24 protein-coding genes and 1 tRNA gene are annotated in these 25,227 nt (G+C 63.8%); 12 read left to right on the top strand and 13 right to left on the bottom strand.

Annotation, left to right across the window (positions count from 1 at the left end; all coding sequences use genetic code 11):
* Nucleotides 1–24 precede the first annotated feature (24 nt).
* The 3 genes from LB568_RS01015 to LB568_RS01025 form a co-directional block, all read right to left on the bottom strand.
* Entirely contained in the window at nucleotides 25–783 is a 759-nt protein-coding gene (locus tag LB568_RS01015) for an SDR family oxidoreductase (protein ID WP_224728786.1), read from the bottom strand.
* A 121-nt stretch (nucleotides 784–904) separates the two neighbouring features.
* A complete protein-coding gene (locus LB568_RS01020; RefSeq protein ID WP_013891895.1) occupies nucleotides 905–1,468 on the bottom strand; it encodes a cytochrome c in 564 nt (187 codons plus the stop codon).
* Entirely contained in the window at nucleotides 1,465–2,973 is a 1,509-nt protein-coding gene (locus LB568_RS01025; RefSeq protein WP_224728787.1) for a multicopper oxidase family protein, read from the bottom strand. Before LB568_RS01025 ends, LB568_RS01020 begins: the two co-directional genes overlap by 4 nt.
* 199 nt (nucleotides 2,974–3,172) lie before the next feature.
* Here LB568_RS01025 and LB568_RS01030 point away from each other — a divergent pair, with 199 nt between their 5' ends.
* Nucleotides 3,173–5,029 (top strand): DUF4396 domain-containing protein, encoded by a 1,857-nt coding sequence (locus LB568_RS01030; protein ID WP_224728788.1) that lies wholly within the window; start codon nucleotides 3,173–3,175, stop codon nucleotides 5,027–5,029.
* A 149-nt stretch (nucleotides 5,030–5,178) separates the two neighbouring features.
* On the opposite strand, the gene LB568_RS01035 is transcribed toward LB568_RS01030, so the two are convergent.
* Together LB568_RS01035 and LB568_RS01040 are read right to left on the bottom strand one after the other, a co-directional pair.
* Nucleotides 5,179–5,255: transfer RNA gene (locus LB568_RS01035), tRNA-Arg, on the bottom strand.
* A 267-nt stretch (nucleotides 5,256–5,522) separates the two neighbouring features.
* Nucleotides 5,523–7,010, bottom strand: a complete 1,488-nt coding sequence (locus tag LB568_RS01040; RefSeq protein ID WP_140575345.1) for an ATP-binding protein — start codon at nucleotides 7,008–7,010, stop codon at nucleotides 5,523–5,525.
* Nucleotides 7,011–7,289: 279 nt separating this feature from the next.
* Here LB568_RS01040 and rpmH point away from each other — a divergent pair, with 279 nt between their 5' ends.
* The 4 genes from rpmH (at nucleotide 7,290) to LB568_RS01060 (ending at nucleotide 10,373) form a co-directional block, all read left to right on the top strand.
* Nucleotides 7,290–7,424 carry a 50S ribosomal protein L34 gene (gene rpmH, locus LB568_RS01045; protein ID WP_008833937.1) on the top strand — a complete coding sequence of 45 codons (135 nt, stop codon included), beginning with the start codon at nucleotides 7,290–7,292 and terminating at the stop codon, nucleotides 7,422–7,424.
* Nucleotides 7,425–7,438: 14 nt separating this feature from the next.
* On the top strand, nucleotides 7,439–7,792 hold the full coding sequence (rnpA, locus tag LB568_RS01050; RefSeq protein ID WP_224728789.1) for a ribonuclease P protein component: 354 nt from the start codon (nucleotides 7,439–7,441) through the stop codon (nucleotides 7,790–7,792).
* Between the two features lie 14 nt (nucleotides 7,793–7,806).
* Entirely contained in the window at nucleotides 7,807–9,618 is a 1,812-nt protein-coding gene (yidC, locus tag LB568_RS01055) for a membrane protein insertase YidC (protein ID WP_140575338.1), read from the top strand.
* Between the two features lie 194 nt (nucleotides 9,619–9,812).
* Nucleotides 9,813–10,373 (top strand): fasciclin domain-containing protein, encoded by a 561-nt coding sequence (locus LB568_RS01060; protein ID WP_224728790.1) that lies wholly within the window; start codon nucleotides 9,813–9,815, stop codon nucleotides 10,371–10,373.
* A gap of 335 nt (nucleotides 10,374–10,708) precedes the next feature.
* Here the strand turns inward: LB568_RS01060 and LB568_RS01065 are convergent, their stop codons facing one another.
* Genes LB568_RS01065 through LB568_RS01075 form a run of 3 tightly spaced genes read right to left on the bottom strand, consistent with a single transcriptional unit; the run spans nucleotide 10,709 to nucleotide 14,020 of the window.
* Nucleotides 10,709–12,256, bottom strand: coding sequence for a DHA2 family efflux MFS transporter permease subunit (locus LB568_RS01065; protein ID WP_140575333.1), 1,548 nt, complete (start codon nucleotides 12,254–12,256; stop codon nucleotides 10,709–10,711).
* Nucleotides 12,253–13,548: an HlyD family secretion protein gene (locus tag LB568_RS01070; protein ID WP_224729474.1), complete on the bottom strand. Its 1,296-nt coding sequence runs from the start codon at nucleotides 13,546–13,548 to the stop codon at nucleotides 12,253–12,255. The genes LB568_RS01065 and LB568_RS01070 overlap by 4 nt, the downstream gene beginning before the upstream one ends.
* A gap of 7 nt (nucleotides 13,549–13,555) precedes the next feature.
* Nucleotides 13,556–14,020, bottom strand: a complete 465-nt coding sequence (locus LB568_RS01075) for a MarR family winged helix-turn-helix transcriptional regulator (RefSeq protein WP_224728791.1) — start codon at nucleotides 14,018–14,020, stop codon at nucleotides 13,556–13,558.
* A 176-nt stretch (nucleotides 14,021–14,196) separates the two neighbouring features.
* Here LB568_RS01075 and LB568_RS01080 point away from each other — a divergent pair, with 176 nt between their 5' ends.
* The 3 genes from LB568_RS01080 (at nucleotide 14,197) to yihA (ending at nucleotide 15,929) form a co-directional block, all read left to right on the top strand.
* Complete coding sequence (locus LB568_RS01080) at nucleotides 14,197–14,511, top strand: hypothetical protein (protein WP_224728792.1); 315 nt, start codon at nucleotides 14,197–14,199, stop codon at nucleotides 14,509–14,511.
* A gap of 123 nt (nucleotides 14,512–14,634) precedes the next feature.
* Nucleotides 14,635–15,273 carry a CatB-related O-acetyltransferase gene (locus LB568_RS01085; RefSeq protein WP_224728793.1) on the top strand — a complete coding sequence of 213 codons (639 nt, stop codon included), beginning with the start codon at nucleotides 14,635–14,637 and terminating at the stop codon, nucleotides 15,271–15,273.
* Nucleotides 15,270–15,929, top strand: coding sequence for a ribosome biogenesis GTP-binding protein YihA/YsxC (gene yihA, locus LB568_RS01090; protein ID WP_013891880.1), 660 nt, complete (start codon nucleotides 15,270–15,272; stop codon nucleotides 15,927–15,929). The genes LB568_RS01085 and yihA overlap by 4 nt, the downstream gene beginning before the upstream one ends.
* Nucleotides 15,930–15,941: 12 nt before the next feature.
* On the opposite strand, the gene LB568_RS01095 is transcribed toward yihA, so the two are convergent.
* Nucleotides 15,942–16,676, bottom strand: coding sequence for a TetR/AcrR family transcriptional regulator (locus tag LB568_RS01095; RefSeq protein WP_013891879.1), 735 nt, complete (start codon nucleotides 16,674–16,676; stop codon nucleotides 15,942–15,944).
* Between the two features lie 132 nt (nucleotides 16,677–16,808).
* On the opposite strand from LB568_RS01095, the gene LB568_RS01100 reads away from it, so the two are divergent.
* Together LB568_RS01100 and LB568_RS01105 are read left to right on the top strand one after the other, a co-directional pair.
* Nucleotides 16,809–17,996, top strand: coding sequence for an HlyD family secretion protein (locus LB568_RS01100; protein WP_224728794.1), 1,188 nt, complete (start codon nucleotides 16,809–16,811; stop codon nucleotides 17,994–17,996).
* 73 nt (nucleotides 17,997–18,069) lie between these two features.
* Complete coding sequence (locus LB568_RS01105) at nucleotides 18,070–19,665, top strand: DHA2 family efflux MFS transporter permease subunit (RefSeq protein WP_140575317.1); 1,596 nt, start codon at nucleotides 18,070–18,072, stop codon at nucleotides 19,663–19,665.
* Nucleotides 19,666–19,786: 121 nt separating this feature from the next.
* Here the strand turns inward: LB568_RS01105 and msrB are convergent, their stop codons facing one another.
* From msrB to LB568_RS01125, 4 genes are all read right to left on the bottom strand, one after another.
* A complete protein-coding gene (msrB, locus tag LB568_RS01110) occupies nucleotides 19,787–20,290 on the bottom strand; it encodes a peptide-methionine (R)-S-oxide reductase MsrB (protein WP_140575313.1) in 504 nt (167 codons plus the stop codon).
* 225 nt (nucleotides 20,291–20,515) lie between these two features.
* Nucleotides 20,516–21,073, bottom strand: a complete 558-nt coding sequence (locus tag LB568_RS01115; RefSeq protein WP_013891875.1) for a fasciclin domain-containing protein — start codon at nucleotides 21,071–21,073, stop codon at nucleotides 20,516–20,518.
* 224 nt (nucleotides 21,074–21,297) lie between these two features.
* Nucleotides 21,298–22,020, bottom strand: coding sequence for an anti-sigma factor domain-containing protein (locus LB568_RS01120; protein ID WP_224728795.1), 723 nt, complete (start codon nucleotides 22,018–22,020; stop codon nucleotides 21,298–21,300).
* A complete protein-coding gene (locus LB568_RS01125) occupies nucleotides 22,017–22,556 on the bottom strand; it encodes a sigma-70 family RNA polymerase sigma factor (protein WP_224728796.1) in 540 nt (179 codons plus the stop codon). The genes LB568_RS01120 and LB568_RS01125 overlap by 4 nt, the downstream gene beginning before the upstream one ends.
* Before the next feature lie 139 nt (nucleotides 22,557–22,695).
* Between LB568_RS01125 and LB568_RS01130 the strand changes: the two genes are divergently transcribed.
* Nucleotides 22,696–24,189: an amidase gene (locus tag LB568_RS01130; RefSeq protein WP_224728797.1), complete on the top strand. Its 1,494-nt coding sequence runs from the start codon at nucleotides 22,696–22,698 to the stop codon at nucleotides 24,187–24,189.
* 129 nt (nucleotides 24,190–24,318) lie between these two features.
* Nucleotides 24,319–25,212: an acetylglutamate kinase gene (gene argB, locus LB568_RS01135; protein WP_023777817.1), complete on the top strand. Its 894-nt coding sequence runs from the start codon at nucleotides 24,319–24,321 to the stop codon at nucleotides 25,210–25,212.
* Nucleotides 25,213–25,227: the final 15 nt, after the last annotated feature.

Consider the following 25,227-nt stretch of genomic DNA (forward strand, 5'->3'; position numbering starts at 1 on the left):
TCGCACCCGACGCGTTGGACGGCTTCAGCCCTTGCGCTCCTGCAGGCTGTTGCCGCCGTCGACCACCAGCAGGGCGCCGTTGACATAGCTGGCGCCTTCCGATGCCAGGAACGCGACCGCCGCGGCGACCTCATCCGGCCTTCCGGCCCGCGCCGGCGGCGTTTGCAGGGCCGCCATCCGCTCCATCTCGCTCGACGCGCCGGTTTCGATCCAGCCGGGAGCCACGGCATTGACGGTCACGCCGCTCTTCGCCACTTCGAGCGCTAGCGTGCGCATCAGGCCGACCATGCCGGCCTTGGCGGCGGAATAGGCAGATGTGCCCTCGAACGACACCACCGGCCCGGTGACCGACGCCACATTGACGATGCGCCCGTAGCCCGCCTCGATCATCGCCGGCAGAAATGCGCGGGTGACCAGGAAGGCGGTCTTCAGGCTGATGTCGAGGCCTCGGTCCCAGTCCGCTTCGGTCATGGCGAGAAACGCTTTGTCGATCGACGGCGATGCCAATGAGCCCATGCCGGCATTGTTGACCAGGATGTCGACCGCGCCGGCGGTTGCCCGCAGTCGCTCGACCTCCGCTGCGCTGGTGAGGTCGGCGACCGCCGCATTGGCATCGATGCCCTCGGTGCGGAGCTCCGCCGCGCGATCGAGCACGCGTGCACTGGCGCCGGTCAAGAACACGGCATGTCCCGCATGGCCGAGCTGCCGGGCGATGGCAAAGCCGATGCCGTCGGCGGCTCCGGCGCCGGTGATTAAAGCGCGCTTGATGCTGGCGGACGTCATGGCTCAATCAGCTCCGCTGGTTTCCGTCGCGCACAGCTGGACAGCAGTGGCCGCGATCGCCGAACCATATAGTCCATGGAAAAAGATTTGGCGCCCCGAGCGGTGAGGATCGAGCCAACTCTCATTTCTTCTGCCGGAATTTCGAATGACAACCCGAACAATCCTGCAGGATGAGATGCAGCAAATGTTCCGCCGGCAGCTTGGCCGGATCGGCCTGCGCGGTGTCTGGCCGCTTGCCGAGCAGGCTGCCGCCATCCATCGGCAGACCCGCTCCCATCCGCATGTCATCACTGATTTCGGCCGGGGCTTTGTCGGCCTTGGCGGCGAGTGCCGAGGCGAGCTTGCCGATGTGGCGGGCGAGCGCTTCGAATTCCGGCCTCGCCTGGTCGATCTCCACCCTGGCGCCAGACGGCGCGCCCAGCGTGCCGGCCGGGAATTCGGCGAACAGGGCAGGGCTGGTGTGGGCGCTGAGCGCATCGGCCGCCGCCTTGAACCCGCCGGCATTATACTCGCGCTTGCCGTCGAACATCTCGGCGATGGTTCTTGCCGCCCCCGCCATCGCCTTCATGGAGGCCTGGCGGGCGGCCACGGTCGCATCGCTCGAGGCCGGCGCCATGGATGAGCAGAGAACCATCCAGCCGGCAAGCGCCAGCGTCGCGGCTCCGGCCGGTATGCGGGTCTTCATGCCCGCACGTCGAGCACGCCCATCATGCCGAGTTGCTCGTGCTCGAGGATGTGGCAGTGATACATGCGCCGGCCGGGCTGCTCCTGGCGCAACAGAAGCCGCACCGTCTCGCCACGCGCCACGTTGACGGTGTCTTTCCACGCAACGAAGGGTGGCTTGGAGACCTTGCCGTCGCGCTCATGCTCGATCACCTGGAACTGCGTGCCGTGGACATGGAACGGATGGTCCATGTCGGCCTGATTGACGATTTCCCACAGCTCCGTCTCGCCGGCTTTTGCGACGATATCGATGCGCGCCATGTCGAAGGTCTTGCCGTTGATCAGGAAGCCCATCTCCATGCCGGTCGCGTTCATCGCCATGATTTCGGTGAAGACGAGACGCCGGCTGACAGCAGGGGCGGAAAGCGGAGCGATCGGCCGCAATCGCGCGGGCAGCGGCGGCATCGCTGCTCCCGGCATTTCCGAGACATCGACCGTCAGCAGCATCAGACCAGCATCGGCCGGGCGGCCCGCGCCCATCCAGCCGCGATCATAGTCCAACGTGCCCAGGGTAGCGGGACCAGGCCTGTCGAAGGCGACGACCAGCTCGATCCGCTCGCCCGGGCTGAGCAGGATCTCGTCCACCGCCACCGGCGCCTCGATGAGCCCGCCATCCGTTCCCACGATTGTCATCGCCGCGCCTTCGAAGGCGAGCTTCAGGAAGCGCGCATTGGTGGCGTTGTAGAGGCGCAGGCGCCGCCTGTCGCCCTTTGCAACGGCAAGCCTCGGGTTCCTCTGGCCATTGACCAGCACCTGGTCGCCGACGCGGCCGTTCATCAGGTCGGTCATGGTGTTGCCGGGTATCGAGCCGTCGGCGGCCAGCCGCAGATCGGTCAACATCAGCACCGTGTCGCCATATTCGGCCGGAACAGGGTCGGCTTTCGATTTGACCACGAAGGCGCCGGCCAGGCCGCGGTAGACCTGTTCGGCCGTCCTGCCGTGCGGATGGGGGTGATACCAGTAGGAGCCGGCGCTGCCTTCCGGCAGGTCGAAGGCGTAGACGCGATCGGCGCCCGCGGCCACCGGGTCCATAGGATTGCCGTCCTGGTCGGCCGGCACGGGCATGCCGTGCCAGTGGACGGTGCTTGCCTCGCTGTTGATTCGGTTGGCGAAGCTGACCTCGACCCGGTCGCCCTCGAAAGCCTCGATCAGCGGCCCCGGGCTCATCCCGTTATAAGCGAGGATGGGCGTTTCCAGCCCCTCGGCGAAGCGCGCAATAGTGGCCTCCGCCGTCAGCTTCGCCTTGAACACGCTGGGCCGGGCCGCCTCGTTTGCAAGCAGCGGCAGCGCACGCAACGCTTCGCCCTCCGGCAGCATGGTGGCGCCTTGCGTCACCGCGTCCATCTTGTGGCCGCTCATCTCCATGCCGGGCATGGTGGACATGTCGTCCATTTTCATCTGCGCCAGCGCGCGCGGGCTCGCCAGGACCGTTGCCAGGCCTGCCGCCAGAAAACCGCGTCGATGCATTTTCGCTCCTCTATGTCGAGGGAAAGGGCCTCACCATACGATCTTGCCGACGCTAAACCTTCCAGTGGCGGGAAGGTCAAGCGCGATCGACGCTTCGGCGCTGGAATTTCCAGCCGATGGATCGCAATGGCTTCGGCCGCGTTCACCCCAATGGCTGGTACAACCAGCCGTTTCATCGACCAGTGCGAGAAGCCCGACCATGCTCATCCAACCGATCGACTATTTTCTTGTCGCCTGGTTCACGCTCGCCCTGGCTTCGACCCTCTATGTCGGCTTCGACCAGTACCGCAACAATCCCGAGCCGGTGGTGATGAAATGGGGCTTCATCCTGGTGACGCTCTATATGGGTCCGCTCGGCCTGCTGCTTTATGTGCTTGCCGACAAGGAGCCGCGACCCGGCGAGCACGAGGCCTTCACCCGCACGCTTTGGAAGCAGGGTGTCGGCTCGACCATCCATTGTGTCGCCGGCGATGCCACGGGCATCATCCTGGCCGCTGTCATCACGGCGGCACTCGGCCTGCCGATGTGGCTCGATCTCATCGTCGAATATCTCGCCGGCTTTGCCTTCGGCCTGTTCATCTTCCAGTCGCTGTTCATGAAGTCGATGATGGGCGGCAGCTATTGGGAGAATGTGAGGAAGAGCTTCCTGCCGGAATTCATCTCGATGAATTTCATGATGGCCGGCATGGCTCCGGTCATGAGCTTCCTCATGATGGGCCGTGACATGCGCGCCATGGAGCCAACGGAGCTGCTGTTTTGGGGCGTGATGTCGATCGGCGTCATCGCCGGCTTCGCGCTTGCCTATCCCGCCAATGTCTGGCTGGTCGCGCGCGGCCTGAAGCATGGCCTGATGACCGAGCGCCCGGATCAGGGCGCGGCTGGCGGGCACGAGCATCACCAGAAGGGACACAAATCGGCTTCCGGCAAGGGCAGCGCCGGCCATGGCATGCGCTCGGACGCCACCACTCCGCAAATTGCCGCGCTCGGCGTGGTGTCGGCGATCGCGTTGGCGCTTGGCATGGCCGCGCCGGCGAACTGGCTGAACCTGACATTATCGGCCCGCGATGTCGGCGGTGTGATCATGCCGCAAGGCATGATCATGGATCGCGACACGCCGGCGGACGCCATGCGCGATATGGCGGCGACCTCGCCGCGGCTCGTCACCGCTTCCTACGGCTTGGCTGCCAGGGGCGACCAGGATCTGCCGTTCCGCATGGAAAACGGCGTCAAAGTGTTCGAACTCAGGCCCTCGGTGGTGCGCTGGCAGATCCTGCCGGACGTCGCGGTCGACGCCTATGCCTATAACGGTCAGATCCCGGGGCCGCGCATCCATCTTCGCCAGGGTGACCGCGTCCGCATCAACGTCACCAACGGCCTGCCGGAGGAAACCACGGTGCATTGGCACGGGCTGATCCTGCCTAACCAGATGGACGGGCCGGCCGAGATCACGCAAAAGCCGATCGAGCCCGGACAGAGCTATTCCTACGAGTTCACGGCCACCCAGCATGGCACCTACTTCTACCATCCGCATGCCAAGCCAGACCGGACCCAGGCGCTCGGCCTCTATGGCGCGCTGATCATCGATCCCGCCAACCCCGGCGACGAAGTGGCGGCGGACCACGACTATGTCATCGAGCTCCAAGAGTGGCTGGTGCGGGAGGGGCTGACCTATCCGTCGATGCCGATGGATGGCGGCATGCCCAATTTCTTCACCATCAACGGCAAGGCGTACCCTGCGACCGACACGGTCCGCATGAAGGTCGGCGAGACGCTCAAGGTGCGTTTCATCGGCACCAACAACGGCTTCATCCACCCCATGCACATCCATGGTGGACCGTTCGAGGTGGTCGCCCGGGACGGCGAGACTATCCCTCCCGCCGCACGCTTCCTTGCCGATACCATCAATGTCGGGCCCGGCCAGCGCTATGACGTGGTCTGGAAGGCACAGCGCCCCGGCAAGTGGCTGATCCATTGCCATATCCCGCACCACACGACGAACAACAATGTCGAGGACAAGGGCGGCGGCGGACTGATGACCGTCATCGAGGTGAGCTGACGGGGGCTAACCGTAAGTCACAGATCGCCTCGGCCATGCCGTTTTTTTTTGGACAGCGAAACCGCCGTCGGTTCAAAACCGGCTGAATCTGAAATCAAGCCGGTAACCGCACACCTGATAGTCGACTGAATGAATTCAGCTGTTTGGAATGGCGCGCCCGAAGAGATTCGAACTCCTGACCCCCAGATTCGTAGTCTGGTGCTCTATCCAGCTGAGCTACGGGCGCGCATCAGGCCGTGTTTTCAACGACCCAGCGATCCGATCCTGAGGACCGGCCGCGAATGTGTGCAGTTCCCTAGCGACTGAATTTACGAAAAGCAAGTCGATCCGGCAAAAGTTTTGTCGCAGGCATGTCATCTGGCGATGGCGGCTCGGATCCAGACGCTCGAGGCAGCCGCGAAGCCGGCGCGATTCCAGGCTGGACGGAAAGTCTCGGGGAAGATCAGGGAAAGGCCGAAAGGCAAGCGCCCCCCGAGGAAGCAGTGCGGAGACCTCAGGCCGGGCGGCGCAGGCTGCCGCGGGCCTGGTCGAGCCGCACCGGCTGGTCGGGGATGGTGACCGAGAATGTCGTGCGTCCGCCGATCGACTCCACCAGTTCCACCGTGCCGCCATGCGCACGGATCAGTTCGTGCGCGATGGCCAGGCCGAGCCCGGTGCCGCCGCTGCGCGCCGAGCCGCGGAACGCCGCGAACAGGTTCTCGCGCGCCTTAGCCGGCAGGCCGGGGCCGGTGTCGGTGACGACGATGCGGCTGACGCTGCCCATCCGTTCGGCCGAGACCGCCAGCCGGCGCACCACCGCGCTCTCGGTGTCCGCCGCCATCGCCTGCACCGAGTTGCGGCAAAGATTGGTGAGCACCCGGAACAACTGGTCGGAATCGGCATCCACCTCGAACGCCGTCTCGACGGCGTTGATGAACTCGATGCCCTGTCCGATGTCGAGCAGGCCGTGCACGTCCTCGACCAGCTGGTACAGCCGCACCCTGCGCCGCGAAGGCGGCGGCTCCTGCGTGCGGCCATAGGCCAGAACGCCTTCGGAATAGGAGACGGCACGGTCGAGCGCGCGCAAAAGCTTCGGCGCGAAGGCCTGCACGGTCGGGTCCCTGACCTGGCGCAGGCGATCCGACATCAGCTGCGCCGAAGCCAGGATGTTGCGCATGTCATGGTTGATCTTCGACACGGCAAGGCCGAGATCGGCAAGGTGCTTCTGCTCGGAGAGCATCTTTTGCAGCCGCTCCTGCATCTGCGACAGTTCGCGTTCGGCAACGCCGATCTCATCGGCGCGGGCGGCGGGGCGGATGATGCGCCCGGGATCGTCCGGAGCCTCGGAGAAGGACAGCATCGAGCGCGTCATGGTGCGGATCGGCCCGATCATGATCAGGTCGATGGCGGCGTAGACCAGCATGGCCGTGAACAGCGAGATCAGCAGCGAGACGAAGGCGACATTGCGCGAATATCTCAGCATCGCGTGGCGCAGGCTGTAGTCCGGCATGATCAGCTCGAATTCCTTGTCGCTGTCGCCGACCGGTCCGAAAACGCGAAGCATTCGGTCGCCGCCGAAGAACAGCGTGTCCAGCGCGCCGGTCATACCCTTGACCATGCCGACGCTGGCGAGGTCGATGTGCTCGTCCACCTGCGGCGGCATGTCGGCCACCACCAGGAGCCGCGAGACGCCGCCATCGCGCACCGCGATCGCCTTGGCGCCGATCGCCATCAGCACGTCGTTCTGGGCCGTACGCGACAGCGAGGTCGACTCGCCCTGCACCAGCACGATCGAGACGGCCGCGGCCGTGCTCAGCCGCTCCTTGAGCCAGTTCAGCCGGTAGCTGGCGATCCAGGGCAGGAAGATGAGCACTTCGGCCAGCAGCACGAAAACGATGGTCAAAAGCAGCAGTTTCGTCGACAGGCCGCGCGACAAAGGAACCGTGCGGACGGCGGCTGGCGCTGTTCCGGTCCCTTCTCCCGCTTGCGTGGCTTCGCTCATGTAACCCTGTCTTCACAATCACTTGATCGGCCAAGATTAGGCGATTAAGGCATTTTTGCCAATTTTATCCTTTGGTCGGAACATTAAATCGCCGTCATAAAGCTCGCGTCCTTGGCGCGGCGACCTGGATTGACTTCCAAAACCCTTCTTTCTATAAGCCCGCTCACGCTCGGGCCATTCGTCCCGGCGCGGTTTCGATCGCGCCAAAGCCGGCCCGGCAAAGCTCCTGTTACAGAGTGACAGAATCAAGAAGGGCCGCACCCCGCGGTATTAAAACAAATGAAGCGTACCTACCAACCGTCCAAACTCGTCCGCAAACGTCGGCACGGCTTTCGTGCCCGCATGGCCACCAAGGGTGGTCGTGGCGTCGTCGCAGCTCGCCGCAACCGCGGCCGCAAGCGGCTCAGCGCCTAAGCGAGACGAGATCGTTGCCCGCAACCGGCAAGCCAGTGGGGGTTGATCCCAAGCGGCTTCTGAAACGCGCGGAATTCCTGGCCGTCCGCCGTGGTGAAAAGCGCCGCGGGCGGTTTTTCCTCGTCGAGGTCCTCGACCGCGGCGACGGCGGCGTGCCGCGTGTCGGCTTCACCGTCACCAAGAAGGTCGGCAACGCTGTTGTGCGCAACCGCGTCAGGCGGCGGCTGAAAGAAGCCGTCCGCGTCCATGCCGCAGATGACATGATGCCCGGCAATGATTATGTCATCGTCGGGCGCGACGATGCGCTGCGCGCCCCGTTCGGCCAGTTGAAGGCTGAACTCTCCCGCCGACTTCGCGGAACACGATAGGCCAAGGGCTCTCGATGGAAAACAACCGGAACTTCTTCATCACCATCGCGCTGTCGGTGCTGATCCTGACTTTGTGGCAGGTTTTCTACATGAACCCGCGCGTCGAGCAGCAGCGCGAGGCGGCCAAGATCGAGCAGCAGCGCGTCGAGGAGCAGAAGAAGGCGGCCGAGGCCGCCAATCCAGGCGCTGCGACACCGGCGCCGGCGCCGGGCACCATTCCCAACGCGCCCGGCGGTGACGCCGTCACCGCGGCCGGCCGTGATCAGGCGCTGGCCGCTTCGAAGCGCGTCAAGATCGATACGCCGAGCCTCGAGGGCTCGATCAACCTGACCGGCGCACGCCTCGACGACCTCAAGCTCAAGCACTACACCGAGACCGTCGACAAGAATTCGCCCGAGATCGAACTGCTCAACCCGCAGGCGCTGCCGACCGGCTACTTCGCCGAGATAGGCTTCGTCGGCAACGACAAGACCGGCGCGGTGCCGGGTTCGGACACGGTGTGGAGCGTGGAAGGCAATCCGACGCTGAGCCCGTCGACGCCGGTGACGCTTACCTACACCAACGACAAGGGCCTGACCTTCAAGCGCGTCTTCTCCGTCGACGCCAACTACATGTTCACGGTCACGGATACGGTGCAGAATTCCGGCGCCAGCGCGGTTTCGCTGTTCAATTACGGCCGCGTCACGCGCTACGACAAGCCGGCCGTCGCCAGCACCTACGTGCTGCATGAAGGCCTGATCGGCGTTACCGGCACCGAGGGCCTGGCCGAATACAAATACGCCAAGATCGAATCCGAAAAGCAGGTCACTCCGGGCAAGTCGACCGATGGCTGGCTCGGCATCACCGACAAATACTGGGCCGTCACGCTGGTGCCGACCGAGAAGCAGCCGTTCCAGCCGCGCTATGCCTTTTTCGAGGATGGCCGGCACCGCTACCAGTCCGACTTCCTCACCGATGCAATCAATGTCGATGCCGGCCAGTCCGCGACGGTCGAGACGGAGATCTTCGCCGGCGCCAAGGAAGTGGCCAAGATCAACGCCTACGAGGCGGACCGTCACATTCGCCAGTTCAACCTGGTGATCGACTGGGGCTGGTTCTATTTCATCACCAAGCCGATGTTCTGGCTGATCGACACGCTCTACAAATTCTTCGGCAATTTCGGCCTGGCGATCCTCGCCACCACCGTCATCGTCAAGGCGCTGTTTTTCCCGCTCGCCAACAAGTCCTACGCATCGATGGCGAACATGAAGAAGGTGCAGCCCAAGATGCTCGAGATCCGCGAGAAATACGCGGACGACAAGATGAAGCAGCAGCAGGCTATGATGGAGCTGTACAAGACCGAGAAGATCAATCCGCTCGCCGGCTGCTGGCCGGTGGCGCTGCAGATCCCGGTCTTCTTCTCGCTCTACAAGGTGCTCTACATCACCATCGAGATGCGCCACGCGCCGTTCTTCGGCTGGATCCAGGATTTGGCCGCACCCGATCCGACCTCGATCTTCAACCTGTTCGGCCTCGTGCCGGTCACGCTGCCGCACATGCTGATGATCGGCGTCTGGCCGCTGATCATGGGCGTCACCATGTTCCTGCAGATGCGCATGAACCCGACGCCGCCGGATCCGACGCAGGCCGCGATCTTCACCTGGATGCCGGTCATCTTCACCTTCATGATGGCGGGTTTCCCGGCCGGCCTAGTCATCTACTGGGCCTGGAACAACACGCTGTCGATCCTCCAGCAGGGCCTGATCATGAAGCGCCAGGGTGCCAAGATCGAGCTGTGGGACAATCTGGTCGCGCTGTTCCGGAAGAAACCGTCCCCGGCTGAGTAGCCGGCCTTCTTCCTACAAAAGGCTGAATAGAAGATCTCTTCTCGAAAAGCCCGGTTCGTCCGGGCTTTTTCTTTGGGTGAATATCTGTTCACGTTCCTGTGATCGGCGAAACTGCAAGCGGTCGCGGGGCGTGACTGCGTGTGCATTTCCAAAGGCTATCAATTCCGATCAGCCCTCACCCGGAGGAAGACCACATGCGCTTGCCGTCATTCAGGATCATCGCCCTTTCCGCACTCCTCGCTGGCGCGGCAATTGCCGCCCCGGCCTATGCCAAGAACCCGACAGTCGGCGGCGCGCCGATGTACGCCACCAAGAACATCGTCGAGAACGCCGTCAACTCGAAGGACCACACGACGCTGGTCGCCGCCGTCAAGGCAGCCGGCCTTGTCGATACGCTGCAGGGCGCCGGCCCGTTCACTGTCTTCGCGCCCACCAACGAAGCCTTCGCCGCGCTGCCGGCCGGCACGGTCGAAACGCTGCTCAAGCCCGAGAACAAGGACCAGCTCACCAAGGTGCTGACCGCGCACGTCGTGGCCGGCAAGATCTCCGGCAAGGACATGATGGCCAAGGCCAAGGCAATGGGCGGCAAATATGAGATGAAGACCGTTTCCGGCGACACGCTCACCACCGAGGTCAAGAAGGGCAAGCTCTACATCATCGACGAGTCCGGCGGCGAGGCCAAGGTGACGATCGCCGACGTCAACCAGTCGAACGGCGTCATTGATGTCGTCAACAAGGTGCTGTTGCCGAAGTAACGGCTTCCGGCAAAGGGGATCAGGCAGGTCCGTTGGGGCTTTCTCGGACCTGTCGTCTCCACCTCGTGACGAGGTCCATATTTCCTGGGAAGCCGTATCGGCAATGGGCCGGGGTCCTGCAGTCCCTCGCAGGGCCCCGGTTTCTTTTAAGAGCAATTCCAGGAAAAGTGTGACACGGTTTTCCCGGGAAAAGCGCGTAGCGCTTTCCCTTGGGAATTGCGTAAAAACAAAGAGATAGAGCGGTTCGCCGTTTCCGTGAAACGGTGAAATGCTCTAGCGCGCGTCGGGCAGCTATCCGGTCCGGCTTCTCCCGGAATCCTCCGCCGCAAAAAAGATCACTCCATGACGGCGCTGTGGTCGACCTTGGCCGGTGTCGCGGGCTTGCGCAGCAGGAGAACCAGCGGGATGGCGGCAAGAGACAGGATCATCATCAGCTTGAAGTCGTTCATATAGCTGATGATAGTCGCCTGCAGCGTCACCACGCCGTCCAGCGCCGCGCGGCCAGCCGCGCTGTAGGGGTTCATCGCCTGGAAGATCGCCGGATTGCCGAACGCCTGGTTGAAGGGCGTCACATAGGTGGCGATGTTGGCGTGGTTGATCTGCACGTTCTGCGTCAAGAGCGCGGTGACCACCGAGATGCCGACGCTGGAACCGATGTTTCGCGACAAATTGTACAAGCCCGTGCCTTCCGCGCGCCGCTCCGGCGCCAGCGTGGCAAAGGTGATGGTGGTCAGCGGCACGAACAGGAAGCCAAGCCCGGCGCCCTGGACGAACCCGGTGCTGACGATTGTCCATTGCGAGACGTCGGGCGTCCAGCCGGTCATGTCGTACATCGCCCAGGCGGTGATCAGCAGGCCGATCAGCAGCAGCCAGCGCGTATCGACCTTGCCAATCAGTTTGCCGACCAGGAACATGCACGCCATGGTGCCGAGGCCACGCGGCCCCATGACGATGCCGGCGGTCACCACCGGATAGCCCATCAGCGTCTGCAGATAGGGCGTCATCAGCGCCAGCGAGGCCAGGTAGGTGATGCCGATGATGAAGATGAAGATCATGCCGACGGCGAAATTCCTGTCGAGGAATAGCCGCGGGTTCACGAAGGTGTTTTTGGCGGTGAAGGTGTGGACGAGGAAGATGTAGAAGGCCGACGCGCAGATCAACGCCTCGACGATGATCTCGGATGACGAGAACCAGTTGAGCTGCTCGCCGCGATCGAGAAACATCTGCAGCGCGGCAATGGTTACGCTGAGCATGCCGAAGCCCAGCCAGTCCAGCCTGGCCTTGATGTCCAGCTTGGTTTCCTGGACGAACATCGACACGCCGGCGAAGGCCAGCGCACCGATCGGCACATTGATGTAGAACACCCAGCGCCAGGAGACATTCTCGGTCAGCCAGCCGCCGATGACCGGTCCAAGCACTGGCCCGACCATCACCGAGACGCCGAACAGCGCCATCGCCGAGCCGCGCTCCTCGACGCTGTAGATGTCGAGCAGGATGCTCTGCGACAGCGGCACCAGCGCCGCGCCGAACAGGCCCTGCAGCAGGCGGAAGCCGACGATCTGGGGCAGCGACTGCGCGAAGCCGCACAGCACCGAGGCGACCACGAAGCCGGTGATCGAGGTCAAAAGGATGCGCTTGCGGCCGAAGCGGTTGGCAAGGTAGCCCGAGGGCGGCGTCATCACGGCGGCCGCCACGATGTAGGAGGTCAGCACCCAGTTGATCTGGTCGGCGCTCGCCGAAACGCTGCCCTGTATATAGGGCAGCGCGACGTTGGCGATGGTCGTGTCCAGCGCCTGCATGATGACGGCCAGGATCACGCAGGCGGTGATGGCGCCGCGATTGGCGACCACCGCTGTGGCACCTGTCGCGGACGCGCTGGTCATGACTTTTGTCCGAACCGGCCGATGAGGTCGGTGACGAAGTCCGGCAGCCCGCGCGCATGGCCTGTGTCGATGCCGACCACGACGCTCATTCCGCCACGCAGCGGCGGCTTGCCGTGGGGATCGTCCACCGTCACGCGCATCGGGATGCGCTGCACGACCTTGACCCAGTTGCCGGTGGTGTTCTGCGCCGGCAGCAGCGAGAAGCTCGACGACGAGGCGGGGCTGATCGAGGCCACTGTGCCGTGCCATACGGCGCCCGGATAGGTATCGACGCTGATCGTCGCCGTCTGTCCCGGCCGCACATAGGTCAGCTCGGTCTCCTTCGGCTCCGCCTCGATCCACAGATCCGTCTGCGAAATCAGGCTGAAGGCCGGCTGCGAAACCGGCAGGTACTTGCCGACCTGCAGCGCGTCGACATTGGTGACGACACCGTCGAACGGCGCCTTGACGATGGAATCGGCGAGATTGCGCTCGGCGTCGTCCACGCCCGACTGGGCCTGCAGATAGAAGGGGTTCTTCTCCACGGGCTGGTTGGCGTCGCCGCCAAGCTGGGCAAGCGTCGCCTGTGCCTGCGCCTTGGCCACAGCCACCTTCTGACGGGCGGCGACGAGGTCGTGCTGGGCGCTGTCGAAACTCGCCTTGGAGGCGGTCGAGGTCTTGAGCAGGTCCTGCTGGCGCTGGAAGGCGGACTCGTAATAGGGAATGTCGGCCTGCGCCTGCTCGATCTGCGACAGCGATTGCTGGTAGCTGGCCTGCAGGGTCAGCACCTGGTTGCGCACGGTACCGAGCTGAGCCTGGGCGGCGGCGAGGGCGGTCTCGAAGGAGGCCGGCCTTAGGCGGAACAGCACATCGCCCTTCTTCACCGTCTGGTTCTCGTGCACATCGATCTCCTGCACCGTGCCGGAGACGTCGGTGGACACGCCAAGCGACTGGGCCTGGATGTAGGCGTTGTCGGTCGTCATCACCTGGCCGCCGGTGACGTAGTAATAGCCGCCGACGACCAGCGCGACGGGAAGCAGGCCAAACAGGATCGGCCGCGTCAGGCCGCGCTTGGGCTTTGTCGGGGCCGGTGGCGCCACGGCGGCGGGCGCTTGCCGGGGTTGCGGCTCCTTGGCCGGAGCCTCCAGGGTTGCCGGTTCCGGAGCCACGGACACTTCCCGCTCGTCATTCTCGATGACGACATTGGCTCGCCTCTGCTCGCGCTCGCTGTCCAGCTGGATGATCTGGTCGCGTGAGCGATCGGTGGAAGGCTCGCCTTCGGCAGGCTTCTTGGGTGCGGTCGATTCAGCCATGTATTTTTCAGCCATGTATTTTCTCCCGGTCGACGGCAGGCTGGGTGCAAGCCGCGAGCAGATTGGATTTGATCAAGCTTAGGGTTTGCAGCAGTTGCTGCTGTGCATCCGACGAAAGCCCGTCGAAGGCCTCGTCACGCGTCTTCTGGCCATTGGCGCGCATGATCTTGAGCAGCGGATGGGCCAGAGGGGTCAGATAGAGCAGCCATGCCCGGCGGTCGGCGGGGTTGGGCCGGCGCTCGATGAAACCGCGCGCCTCCATCTTGTCGAGCAGCCGGGCAAGCGTGATCGGCACGATCTCGATGAGGTCGGCGAGCCTGTTCTGGTGAATGCCTTCATGCAGCGACAGATAAGCCAGCACCTGCCATTGCGCCCGGGTCAGCCCCGACGTCCGCGAACGCTGCTCGAACCGCTTTCGAAGCGGGCGCGCAACATCGTGCAGCACGAAGCTGATATTGGGCGAGATTGGCATGGGGAGGAATTCGGGTCTGCGAGCAACTTTTCGTGAGCATGCTTATTATCATCATGCACATAATCCTGCTGGACCCGATGCACAAGACGGGTTAAGCCGCGAAAAGGAAAAATTGCATGGGCCACGACAGCGAGGAGGCGCTTGGCGGTGGGAATTTGCCGGCAAGGATTTGACGAATGAATTGGATCAAGATCGCGGCTGTCGCGGGCCTCCTGGTGTGCCCCGGCATCGCAGTTGCAAAGGAAGCGGTGAGCTGCGGCGGCGCCGCCATGCTGGGCGGCGCGCAGTTGAATTGCAGCCATGTCGAACCCAAGGCACCGCCGCAATTCTGCACGTTCAGCTGGGCTCTCCACACGGTGGCGGGCGATCAGAAAGTCGTCGAAGGTACATTTCTGCTGCCGCCGGGAGCATCGAATATCACCGTCTATCAGGGCAGCGGTTTCGACAGCGCGCTGTCCAATCCGATCGTGATCTGCCGCGGCAACAAATGAACTCCATGACAAGGAAAGCTCGCTCTCGGCCGATTGATGCTATAGGGCGGATCACGTTATTTTGACCAGGCGCACCCCGCAGCCCGGATGCGCCGACCAATCACTTCCTCGACGGATCTCGACATGGACGGACCCAACCCCGGCATCAAGCACCCGATCCCGATGCATACGCGCGTCGGCTTCCTGAAGCCGCTGGTGAGCGCGCCGAACATCGAGATCGGCGACTTCACCTACTATGACGACCCTGACGGCCCGGACAAATTCGCCGACAAGTGCGTGCTGCACCACTATCCTTTCATTGGCGACAAGCTGATCATTGGCAAGTTCTGCGCCATCGCCGAAGGCGCGCGCTTCATCATGAACGGCGCCAACCATGCCATGTCCGGCTTTTCGACCTATCCGTTCAACATCTTCGGCCATGGCTGGGAAAACGGTTTTGATCCGGCGACATGGTCGAAGGAAGTGCGCGGCGACACCGTGGTCGGCAGCGACGTCTGGATCGGCATGGAGGCGGTGATCCTGCCGGGCGTGCAAGTCGGCCATGGCGCCATCATTGCGGCGAAGTCCGTGGTGACGCACGATGTGCCGCCCTACGCCATCGTCGCTGGCAACGCGGCCAAGGTGGTGAAGATGCGGTTCGACGACAGGACGATCCGGCGGCTGCTGGCGGTGGCATGGTGGGACTGGCCGGTCGACAAGATCGGCCGCAACCTCGACGCCATCAGGGGCGCCGATATTTCTCTTCTGGAGGCAGCAGCTTGAACGCTTTGAACAGCACCACGATCGGCACCGACCTTTTCACGCGCGGCTGGATCTTCATCCGCGGCGTGCCGGCCATGAAGTTCCTGCCGCCGGAAGGGCCGCCGGAAATCGCCTTTGCCGGCCGCTCCAACGTCGGCAAGTCGTCGCTGATCAACGCGCTGGTCAACCAGAAGGGGCTGGCTCGCACCTCCAACACGCCGGGGCGCACGCAGGAACTCAACTATTTCGTGCCGGATGGATTTTCGGGCGAGGGCGCCGACCTGCCGCCAATGGCGCTGGTCGACATGCCGGGCTACGGCTACGCCACCGCGCCGAAGGAGAAGGTCGACGAGTGGACCAAGCTGGTCTTCGACTATCTCAAGGGCCGCGTCACGCTGAAGCGCGTCTATGTGCTGATCGACGCCCGCCACGGCATCAAGGCCAAGGACGACGAAGTGCTGTCGCTGCTCGACAAGGCTGCGGTGTCCTATCAGATCGTGCTGACCAAGACCGACAAGATCAAGGTCGCGGGCGTGCCGCGGCTGATCGAGGAGACGCTGGCCAAGATCAAGAAGCGTCCGGCGGCGTTTCCATTCGTCCTGGCGACGTCATCGGAAAAGGGTGAGGGTCTCGAGGAATTGCAGGCCGCCATCGTGCTTGCCGCCAATGGCGGGTGACGGGGTTTCCCGTCAGGACTTTGCCTCGAGGGCAATCATCTGGTGGCGTTCTTCCTCGGCCAGGCTTGCGGTGCCATAGGCCTTCAGGAACATATCGACGCCCGACCGGACGATGTGCTCGATCTCCTCCTGGCTCGGCGCCTTGACGCGGTAGGCGAAGATGCATTGCCGGAAAAGACCGGCAAGGCAAAGATCGGTGAACTGATAGGCGGCAAGGTCGACGTCGTCGATGCGCAGCAGGCCGCGCTCGATGGCGGCGTTCAAGAAGGCCACCATCCTGTCATGGCCGCGTTTGGGGCCGCGCTCGTAAAACCGCGCGCCCATGTCGGGTATCCTGTCGGAGGCGCCGATCACGGTGCGCTGCGCCTGGATGACCCTGGCCGAGGTGATCTTCATCGACAGCACCTTGCCGAACTTCACCAGCGTCTGGCGCAGATCGTCGGAACGGTCGAGCAGGTCGTACATGTTCTTGAATATGCTGCCGCGCTCTTCCTCGATCAGCGCCTCGAACAGCTCTTCCTTATTGGCGAAGTATACATAGATGGTGCCCTTCGACACGCCGGCTTCGCGCGTGATGTCGTTCATCGAGGCGGCCTCGAAGCCCTTGTCGATGAAAACGCGGCGGGCGCCGTCGATGATCTGGCTGCGCTTGACCGGGTCCTGTCCGGCGGCCGGGCGGCCGCGGCGCAGGCTGTCCAGCAGATCCTCGCATTTGTCGTTTTCGGCGTCGGGCGTTGTGTCGGCCATAAAAGTCACACCTCGAAAATAATTCGAACCAAGCGGTTCGATTGCCTCTTGATATGGTCCTCTTTACGCGCTATGTCAACGTCCATCGAACCGAACGGTTCAGTCTATTATAATCTTTCCTAGAGAGATGTCATGTCCTCAAACGCGCCATCCACCGCCGAAGTCCGTCCGTTCCCCAGCGCCAAGGTTGCGCCGGCGACGGAAGCACCGGAAATTCCTGTCCAGCCGGCCGCCGCGCCGCCGCCGGCGGAAGCCCCCGCAAAGAAGAAGCGTTCGGCGCGCTCCTTCCTGCTGCCGATTATCGGCGTTGCCCTGCTCGGCGCCGGCGCCTGGTATGGCTATGACTATTGGATGACCGGCCGTTTCATGATCTCGACCGACGACGCTTACGTCCAGGCCGACATGGCGTTCGTCTCGCCGAAGATTTCCGGCTATGTCGATCAGGTCAAGGTGAGCGAGAACCAGCTGGTCAAGGCCGGCGACCCGCTGCTGACGATCGATGACGGCGACTACAAAATAGCTGTCGCCCAGGCTGACGCGCAGATCGCCACGCTGTCGAAGACGCTCGACCGTATCGACGCGCAGACCAAGGCCGCGCAGGCTTCCCTGCAGCAGGCGCAGGCGCAGAAGGTCGCCGACCAGGCCGCAGCCAGCAATGCCGCCCGTGCCCAGCAGCGCGCCGCGCAGCTGGTCAAGACCCATGTCGGCACGCAGGCGCAATTGGACGACGCCCAGACCGCGCTCGACCAGGCCAATGCCGCGCTGGTCGGTGCCGACGCGCAGATTGCAGCCGCACAGGCCAATATCGGTGTGCTCGAGGCGCAGCGCGCCGAGTCGGCGAGCACGCTCGCCTCCTTGCAGCTCAGCCGCGACAAGGCCGCGCGCGATCTTTCCTTCACCGTGCTCAAGGCGCCCTATGACGGCGTCGTCGGCAACCGTTCCGTCGAGCAGGGCGACCTCGTCAGCCCCGGCCAGAAGCTTGCCGTCGTCGTGCCGATGGACAAGCTTTACATCGTCGCCAACTTCAAGGAGACCCAGCTTGCCCGGCTGGTTCCCGGCGAAAAGGTCAACATCTCGGTCGACGCCATCGACGGCCAGCCCATCCAGGGAACCGTTTCGTCGCTCGCTCCGGCCTCAGGCGCGGTCTTCTCGCTGTTGCCGCCGGAAAATGCCACCGGCAACTTCACCAAGGTCGTGCAGCGCGTCCCGGTCCGCATCGACGTCCCGGCCGATGCCCTGAAGACCGGCAAGCTGCGCGCTGGCTTGAGCGTTGTCGTCAACGTCGACAGCCGCACCGCACCTGCCGCGACGACCAACTAGGCGCTTTTCGGAGGGCGGCTCGGGGGCTGATTAAGCACTGAGCCGCCCGGCCTGCCTCAAGGAGGCCCATGCAATGGCAACCGCAACAATCACCGCAGGATCGCCGCCGGCACGGCCGTCCGTCCCTGACACCATTTCCACACGCCGCATCATTGCCTTCCTGGCGATGGTGTTCGGCATGTTCATGGCGATCCTGGACATCCAGATCGTCTCCGCCTCGCTGGCCGAGATCCAGGCGGGCTTGAGCGCCAGCTCCGATGAGATTCCGTGGGTGCAGACGGCCTATCTGATCGCCGAGGTGGTCATGATCCCGCTGTCGGGCTTCCTCAGCCGCATGCTCTCGACGCGCGTGCTGTTCACCATCGCGGCGGCCGGCTTCACCGCCGCCAGCGCGCTCGCCGCGACCGCCACCAACATCGACCAGATGATCGTCTACCGCGCCGTGCAGGGTTTCATCGGCGGTGGCATGATCCCGAGTGTCTTTGCCGCGGCCTTCACCATCTTCCCGCCCTCGCGCCGCGCCATCGTCTCGCCGATGATCGGCCTGGTGGCGACGCTGGCGCCGACCATCGGCCCGACCGTCGGCGGCTATATCAGCCATGCCTTTTCATGGCACTGGCTGTTCCTGGTCAATGTCGTGCCCGGCATTCTGGTGGCGACCGCCGCCTGGTCGCTGATCGACTTCGACAAGCCCAATCTCAAGCTGTTCAGCAAGTTCGACTGGTGGGGTCTTGCCGGCATGGCGGCGTTCCTCGGCTGCATGGAATATGTACTTGAGGAAGGCCCCAACAATGACTGGCTGCAGGATCATGCCGTGTTCATCTGCGCCATAATCATGACCATCGGCGCGGTGGTCTTCTTCTGGCGCGTCTTCACCGCCGAGGAGCCGATCGTCGACCTCAGGGCCTTCAGCAACATCAACTTCGCCTTCGGCTCGCTGTTCTCGTTCGTCATCGGCATCGGCCTCTACGGCCTGACCTATCTCTATCCGGTCTTCCTCGGCCGCATCCGCGGCTACGATTCGATGATGATCGGTGAGGCGCTGTTCGTCAGCGGCCTGGCCATGTTCGTCACCGCGCCGATCTCCGGCATCCTGTCGAGCAAGATGGATTTGCGGCTGATGATGATGATCGGCTTCTTCGGCTTCGCCACCGGCACGTGGTGGATGACGCACCTGACCGCCGACTGGGATTTCTATGAGCTGCTTATCCCGCAGATCCTGCGCGGCTGTTCGATGATGCTGTGCATGGTGCCGATCAACAACATCGCGCTCGGCACCTTGCCGCCCGACCGGCTGAAGAATGCGTCCGGCCTGTTCAACCTGACGCGCAACCTCGGTGGTGCCGTCGGCCTTGCTCTCATCAACACCGTGCTGATCGATCGCAACGCCTTCCACTACGCCCGGCTTTCGGAGCACGTGCAGTGGGGCAGTGCGGCGGCCCAGCAGAAGCTGCAAAACATGACGCTCAATTTCGAGCAGACCACCGGTCTCGATGCGGCGAGTGCCGCGATCTCCAAGCTGTCGGGCATGGTCCAGCAGCAGGCGGCGCTGCTGTCCTTCATGGACGTGTTCTACATGCTGACGGTGCTGTTCGCGACGCTTGGCCTGTTCACCATGCTGATCAACAAGCCTGCCGCGCCCGGTGGCGGCGGAGGCGGCGGGCACTAAACAAAAATACCCTACGTGGGCAGCGGTTTCGGGAAGCTCCTCCAGTCCACGCCCGAAAGTCTCTGACCGCGCGAAAAACTCCGGGCCGCAAAGCCCGGAGTTTTTCATTAAGCAGAGTTCGTCAGGCCGTGGCGGGCTTGAAGCTTAGCGCCACGCCGTTGATGCAATGGCGCAGGCCGGTCGGCGCTGGGCCATCGTCGAAGACATGGCCGAGATGGCCGCCGCAGCGGCGGCAATGCACCTCGGTGCGGGTCATGCCCAGCGACCGGTCCTCGGTCTTGCCGATACCATTGGCGATCTCCTGCCAGAAGCTCGGCCAGCCGGTACCGGAATCGAATTTCGTCTCCGAGGGATAGACCGGCAGGTCGCAGCCGGCACAGGCGAAAATGCCCTTGCGGTGCTCGTTGAGCAGCGGGCTGGTGCCCGGATATTCGGTGCCTTCCTTGCGCAGCACGTCGAAGGCGGCCGGCGACAGGATGGCCTTCCATTCGTCGTCGGTCTTGGTGACCTCGAACTTCTCGGCGGCTTGAGCTGCCTGCGGGCTGCCCATGCGCAGCAAGGTGGCTGCGGCCCCGACGACACCAACGGCAGCGACGCCGCTCAAAAGAAAGTCGCGACGGTTCATGACCAGTTCCTCCGATTGTCTATTTTGCCAAACTATGCCGCCACGCGAAAGTCAAAAGCCGGTGACGGTTGCCCTCGACGAACTCCGCGCCCTTCCACGGGTGGATCCGTGGGCGGCGCGGAGCACGCGTGTCGCTTGCAGGTCCGGGAGCGAGACGATGCAATCGACGGAGGGCTCTTGCTGCAGGTTCGCCGCGGCAAGCCCTTTGTTACATTTTCGGGCCGATCACATCTTCGGGAGCAGGACCTTGTCGATGACGTGGATGACGCCGTTGGACTGCTCGACATCGGCGATCGTCACATTGGCGACATTGCCGTTCTCGTCGGTGACGGTGACCTTGCCGCCATCGGCCTTGAGCGACAGCTCGCAGCCGCCGGCGGTCTTGACCTTGTGGGTGCCGCCGTCGGCCTTGGCCATCGCGGCCACGTCGGCGCCCATCGCCTTGGCGCCGATGACATGGCAGGTCAGGATCTTGGCGAGCTTGTCCTTGTTCTCGGGCTTGAGCAGCGTGTCGACCGTGCCGGCCGGCAGGGCGGCAAAGGCTTCGTTGGTCGGCGCGAAAACGGTGAACGGACCGGCGCCCTGCAGGGTTTCGACCAGGCCGGCAGCCTTGACGGCCGCGACCAGCGTCGTGTGGTCCTTCGAATTGACGGCGTTTTCGACGATGGTCTTGTTGGCAAACATGGCGGCGCCGCCGACCATCGGGTTTTCGGCATAGGCGGCGGTGGCAAGCGCGGAAACGGCGATCGTACCGGCAAGCAAAAGGGTGGCGAATTTACGCATGATGTAGAACTCCTCGGGTTTTCTCTTCCCATTTTTGGGGACGCGAGGAGATACGGAACACAAACGCCGGAGTTTCAGTGTATTTTTCGTTTTTGAATTTATCCGATCGCGGAAAGAAATTGTCCAGGCTCGGTAGTTTGCCGGCTTGGCGGCACTTTAGACGTGCGTGATGAAGGATAGACTTGCTATCGCCTAAATCATGGTTACAAGCGCGAACGGTCGGGTTAGATGCTCTTCAAATCGCCCGCGGCAACCACCGGTCCGGTCGGCTGCCCAGTTGGCGAACCGCCTGATGGTTCGAGGCTGACGGCCAACACCGCGCCTTGCGCCAGCTTCTGCTGCGCCGACGGCGAGACGACGATATGCGCGGTCGCTCCGCTCGGGATGACACCCATCGAGACCGGCGCGTTCTTGCCTTCGATCATCCACAGTTCGAAGTCCTTGCCGGAAGCGCGCTCGCCGGAGACATGCGACAGGCTGACTTCATGGTGCGCGGCATCGTAGACGGCGAGGTATTTGACGTCGCTGCCGTCGGCGGCCAGCGAGGCGACTAGCCGCGTCTGCGGCTGGACGGCCACCGGATTGACGTAGGGCACGGCAATGTAGAGCGCGAGCGCGGCAACCGCCGCCACCGCGAGGCCGCGCCAGAAGGCGAGGCTGGACCACAGGCCGGCACGGGGTTCGGCGGGTGCGGCCGGGGTCGATGCAAACAGGCGTCGATCGACAGCCGCCTTTACCGATGCCGGTGGCTCGATTTCCGGATAAGCGGCAGCCAGGGCCGAAAGATGAACCTCCCAGGCGTCGACAAGCCGCGCGAAATCGGTCTCGGAATCGATGCGCCTGGACGCGATCTGCCGCTCGTCCGCGGGCAGCACGCCGAGAACGTATTCGGCGGCGAACATGTCGTCGCCCCCACGTTCCGGTCCATTGTCCTCTGCGAGCGTCATCTCTCCAGGCATTCTCTGAGTTTCATCAGGCTGCGGCGCAGCCAGGTACGCATCGTGTTCAACGGCACGCCGTGGCGTTCCGCCAGTTCGGCATAGCTTTCGCCCTTGAGATAAGCGCCCCGGACGGCCGCCGCCCGGTCCTTCTCCAGCTCGTCGAGGCAATGATGGACGCGTTCGGTCTCGTCGCCCGCCATCGCCATCGCTTCAGGTCCCGGCGCCGGATCGGCCACGTCGAGCGCGGCATCGATATCGGCGGCAGGCCTGCGCCGCGCCCGGATGCGATCGATCGCATGATTGCGCGCGATCGCCACCAGCCAGGAGATCGGGCTCAGATCGGAGACAGCAAAACGGTCCGCCTTCGTCCATATCTTGACGAAGACTTCCTGCAGCGCTTCTTCAGCATCTCCCCGGTCGTTCAATACACGAAGGCATACGCCGAAAAGTTTCGCGCTGGTCTGCCGGTAGAGCAGATCGAACGCGGCCCGATCCTTCATCGAAGTCCGGACGATCAGCTTGGTGATGTCCTGCGGCGTCATGCCGAGCCAAATTAGGCAATTGCGTTGTATTTGCAACGACGGAAATATTCGATGCACCTAAAGTTCCGGCGTCCGGACGCAGGCTTCGATTGCCAAGGGAATCGCCGCTGGCTAGCTTGGCGGCAATGGGGGGACGCACATGTCGGTCGAACGGATCCTGTGGGAAGAAGACGCAACCGGCCTTGCCGGCCTGGTGCGCAAGGGCGAGCTGTCCGCGATCGAGCTGACCGAGGCGGCGATCGCACGCGCCGAGGCCACTAGGCCTGAAATCAATGCCACGGCCGAGCCGCTCTATGAGGCCGCACGGGCGCGGGCGAAAACCATGGACCGTTCGTTGCCGCTGGCCGGCGTGCCCTTTGCCATCAAGGATCTCGGCATCGCCATCAAGGGCGTACCGTCGCATGGCGGCAGCCGCATTCCCGCCTGGCTGCCCGATGTCAATTCGGTGATGACCGAGCGCTACCTCGCCGCCGGACTGGTCCCGATCGTCACCTCGACATCGCCGGAACATGGGCTGCGGCTGATGACCGAATCCAAGGCCTTCGGCATCACCCGCAATCCCTGGAACACCGGACACACCACCGGCGGCTCGTCCGGCGGTGCGGCAGCCCTGGTCGCCGCCGGCGTCGTGCCGGTGGCGCATGCCTCGGATGGCGGCGGCTCGATCCGTGTGCCGTCCGCCTGCACCGGGCTGGTCGGCCTCAAGACCTCGCGCGGCCGCATCCCGCTGACGCCGCTGGTGAGCGAAAGCTGGTACGGCATGGTGGTCGACCATGCTGTCACCCGCTCGGTGCGCGATTGCGCGCTGCTGCTCGACCTCACCCACGGTCCCGACTCGCTGTCGCCCTATGCCGCGCCGCCGCCGAAGGGCACATTCGCCGCTGCCGCCGCGCGCGATCCCGGCAGGCTCAGCCTGGCCGTCTACCGCAAATCGCCGCTCGGCCTGCCGATTTCGGCCGAGACGATGAAAGCGCTGGACATCGCGGTGGCGCTTACCCGCGAAGGCGGCCACACCGTCGAGGACATCGACCTGCCGTTCATAGGGCGCGATTTCTTCGCAGACTTCTGCAGGACGGTTGCCTCCGCCGTCGCCGGCACGCTGCGGGCGGAAGCACTGCGCGTCGGCCGTGCCGTTACCGGCGACATTGAGCGTGCCACGCGGGTGCTCGGCCGGCTGGGCGAGATGGTTTCGGCCGGCGAGACCTATGCCGCCCTGCAGCGGCTCCACGCTGCTTCGCGACAGCTGATTACGGAGACCGCGCGCTATGATGCCGTGCTGTTGCCCATCATCGCCCACCCGCCGCTCGCCTGTGGCGCCATGGATCCGAGAGGCGCCGACGAGCTGGTCGAGAACCTGCTCGACAAGCTTCACCTCACGCCCTTGCTTAAGGTGAAGTCCGTGTTCGGCCAGCTGATGGACAAGAGCCTGTGGTTCACCCACTGGCCGGCGATCCACAATGTCAGCGGCCAGCCGTCGATTGCGCTGCCCGTCCATGTCACCGATGCCGGCCTGCCGCTCGGCATCCAGGCCGCCGGCCGCCCGGGCGACGAGGAGACGCTGTTGTCCTTTGCCGCGCAAATGGAAAAGCTTTCGGGCTGGCTGAAGCGGCGGGCGCCGCTGATGATGCCCTGATAGTGACGAGGCCGTGAACCCGGCGAATATGACAACAATGACATTTGCGGGCAGAACCAATTCCCGCTAAGACGCCGCCGGTCTCAACGGTGCATGTCGCCATAAAATCAAAGCCAGGGAACCATGCCGATGACGGAGATAACCGCCACCGCCGAAATGCAGGCAGCCCTGCTGTCGCGGGCGCTGCCCTACATGCAGCGCTACGAGCACAAGACGGTCGTGGTGAAATATGGCGGCCACGCCATGGGCGATATCGAGCTCGGCAAGGCTTTCGCGCGCGACATCGCGCTGTTGAAACAGTCCGGGGTCAATCCGATTGTCGTCCATGGCGGCGGGCCGCAGATCGGCGCCATGCTGGCCAAGATGGGCATTGAATCCAAGTTCGAGGGCGGCCTGCGCGTCACCGACCAGAAGACGGTCGAGATCGTCGAAATGGTGCTCGCCGGCTCGATCAACAAGGAGATCGTCGCCCTGATCAACGCCGAGGGCGAATGGGCGATCGGCCTGTGCGGCAAGGACGGCAACATGGTCTTCGCCGAAAAGGCGCGCAAGACCATGATCGACCCGGACTCCAACATCGAGCGCGTGCTCGATCTCGGCTTCGTCGGCGAGCCGGTCGAGGTCGACCGCACGCTGCTCGATCTTCTGGCGCGCTCCGAAATGATCCCGGTGCTGGCGCCTGTGGCGCCCGGCCGCGACGGCCACACCTACAACATCAATGCCGATACCTTCGCCGGCGCCATTGCCGGCGCCTGCAAGGCCACGCGCCTGCTGTTCCTGACGGACGTGCCCGGCGTGCTCGACAAGAACAAGAAGCTGATCGACGAATTGACGGTCGCCGAGGCAAAGGCGCTGATCAAGGACGGCACGGTCTCGGGTGGCATGATCCCCAAGGTCGAGACCTGCATCGAGGCGATCGAACGCGGGGTCGAAGGCGTCGTCATCCTCAACGGCAAGACGCCGCATTCGGTGCTGCTCGAGCTGTTCACAGAACACGGCGCCGGCACGCTGATCGTGCCCTGACGGTCCGCGGCTGTG

This window comes from Mesorhizobium sp. B263B2A, from assembly GCF_020165775.1.
Lineage (GTDB): Bacteria > Pseudomonadota > Alphaproteobacteria > Rhizobiales > Rhizobiaceae > Mesorhizobium > Mesorhizobium opportunistum.

Coding starts and splice junctions, on each gene's coding strand:
- LB568_RS01015 (WP_224728786.1), bottom strand. CDS start 783: ATGACGTCCGCCAGCATCAAGCGCGCTTTAATCACCGGCGCCGGAGCC.
- LB568_RS01020 (WP_013891895.1), bottom strand. CDS start 1,468: ATGAAGACCCGCATACCGGCCGGAGCCGCGACGCTGGCGCTTGCCGGC.
- LB568_RS01025 (WP_224728787.1), bottom strand. CDS start 2,973: ATGCATCGACGCGGTTTTCTGGCGGCAGGCCTGGCAACGGTCCTGGCG.
- LB568_RS01030 (WP_224728788.1), top strand. CDS start 3,173: ATGCTCATCCAACCGATCGACTATTTTCTTGTCGCCTGGTTCACGCTC.
- LB568_RS01040 (WP_140575345.1), bottom strand. CDS start 7,010: ATGAGCGAAGCCACGCAAGCGGGAGAAGGGACCGGAACAGCGCCAGCC.
- rpmH (WP_008833937.1), top strand. CDS start 7,290: ATGAAGCGTACCTACCAACCGTCCAAACTCGTCCGCAAACGTCGGCAC.
- yidC (WP_140575338.1), top strand. CDS start 7,807: ATGGAAAACAACCGGAACTTCTTCATCACCATCGCGCTGTCGGTGCTG.
- LB568_RS01060 (WP_224728790.1), top strand. CDS start 9,813: ATGCGCTTGCCGTCATTCAGGATCATCGCCCTTTCCGCACTCCTCGCT.
- LB568_RS01065 (WP_140575333.1), bottom strand. CDS start 12,256: ATGACCAGCGCGTCCGCGACAGGTGCCACAGCGGTGGTCGCCAATCGC.
- LB568_RS01070 (WP_224729474.1), bottom strand. CDS start 13,548: ATGGCTGAATCGACCGCACCCAAGAAGCCTGCCGAAGGCGAGCCTTCC.
- LB568_RS01075 (WP_224728791.1), bottom strand. CDS start 14,020: ATGCCAATCTCGCCCAATATCAGCTTCGTGCTGCACGATGTTGCGCGC.
- LB568_RS01080 (WP_224728792.1), top strand. CDS start 14,197: ATGAATTGGATCAAGATCGCGGCTGTCGCGGGCCTCCTGGTGTGCCCC.
- LB568_RS01085 (WP_224728793.1), top strand. CDS start 14,635: ATGGACGGACCCAACCCCGGCATCAAGCACCCGATCCCGATGCATACG.
- LB568_RS01095 (WP_013891879.1), bottom strand. CDS start 16,676: ATGGCCGACACAACGCCCGACGCCGAAAACGACAAATGCGAGGATCTG.
- LB568_RS01100 (WP_224728794.1), top strand. CDS start 16,809: ATGTCCTCAAACGCGCCATCCACCGCCGAAGTCCGTCCGTTCCCCAGC.
- LB568_RS01105 (WP_140575317.1), top strand. CDS start 18,070: ATGGCAACCGCAACAATCACCGCAGGATCGCCGCCGGCACGGCCGTCC.
- msrB (WP_140575313.1), bottom strand. CDS start 20,290: ATGAACCGTCGCGACTTTCTTTTGAGCGGCGTCGCTGCCGTTGGTGTC.
- LB568_RS01115 (WP_013891875.1), bottom strand. CDS start 21,073: ATGCGTAAATTCGCCACCCTTTTGCTTGCCGGTACGATCGCCGTTTCC.
- LB568_RS01120 (WP_224728795.1), bottom strand. CDS start 22,020: ATGACGCTCGCAGAGGACAATGGACCGGAACGTGGGGGCGACGACATG.
- LB568_RS01125 (WP_224728796.1), bottom strand. CDS start 22,556: ATGACGCCGCAGGACATCACCAAGCTGATCGTCCGGACTTCGATGAAG.
- LB568_RS01130 (WP_224728797.1), top strand. CDS start 22,696: ATGTCGGTCGAACGGATCCTGTGGGAAGAAGACGCAACCGGCCTTGCC.
- argB (WP_023777817.1), top strand. CDS start 24,319: ATGACGGAGATAACCGCCACCGCCGAAATGCAGGCAGCCCTGCTGTCG.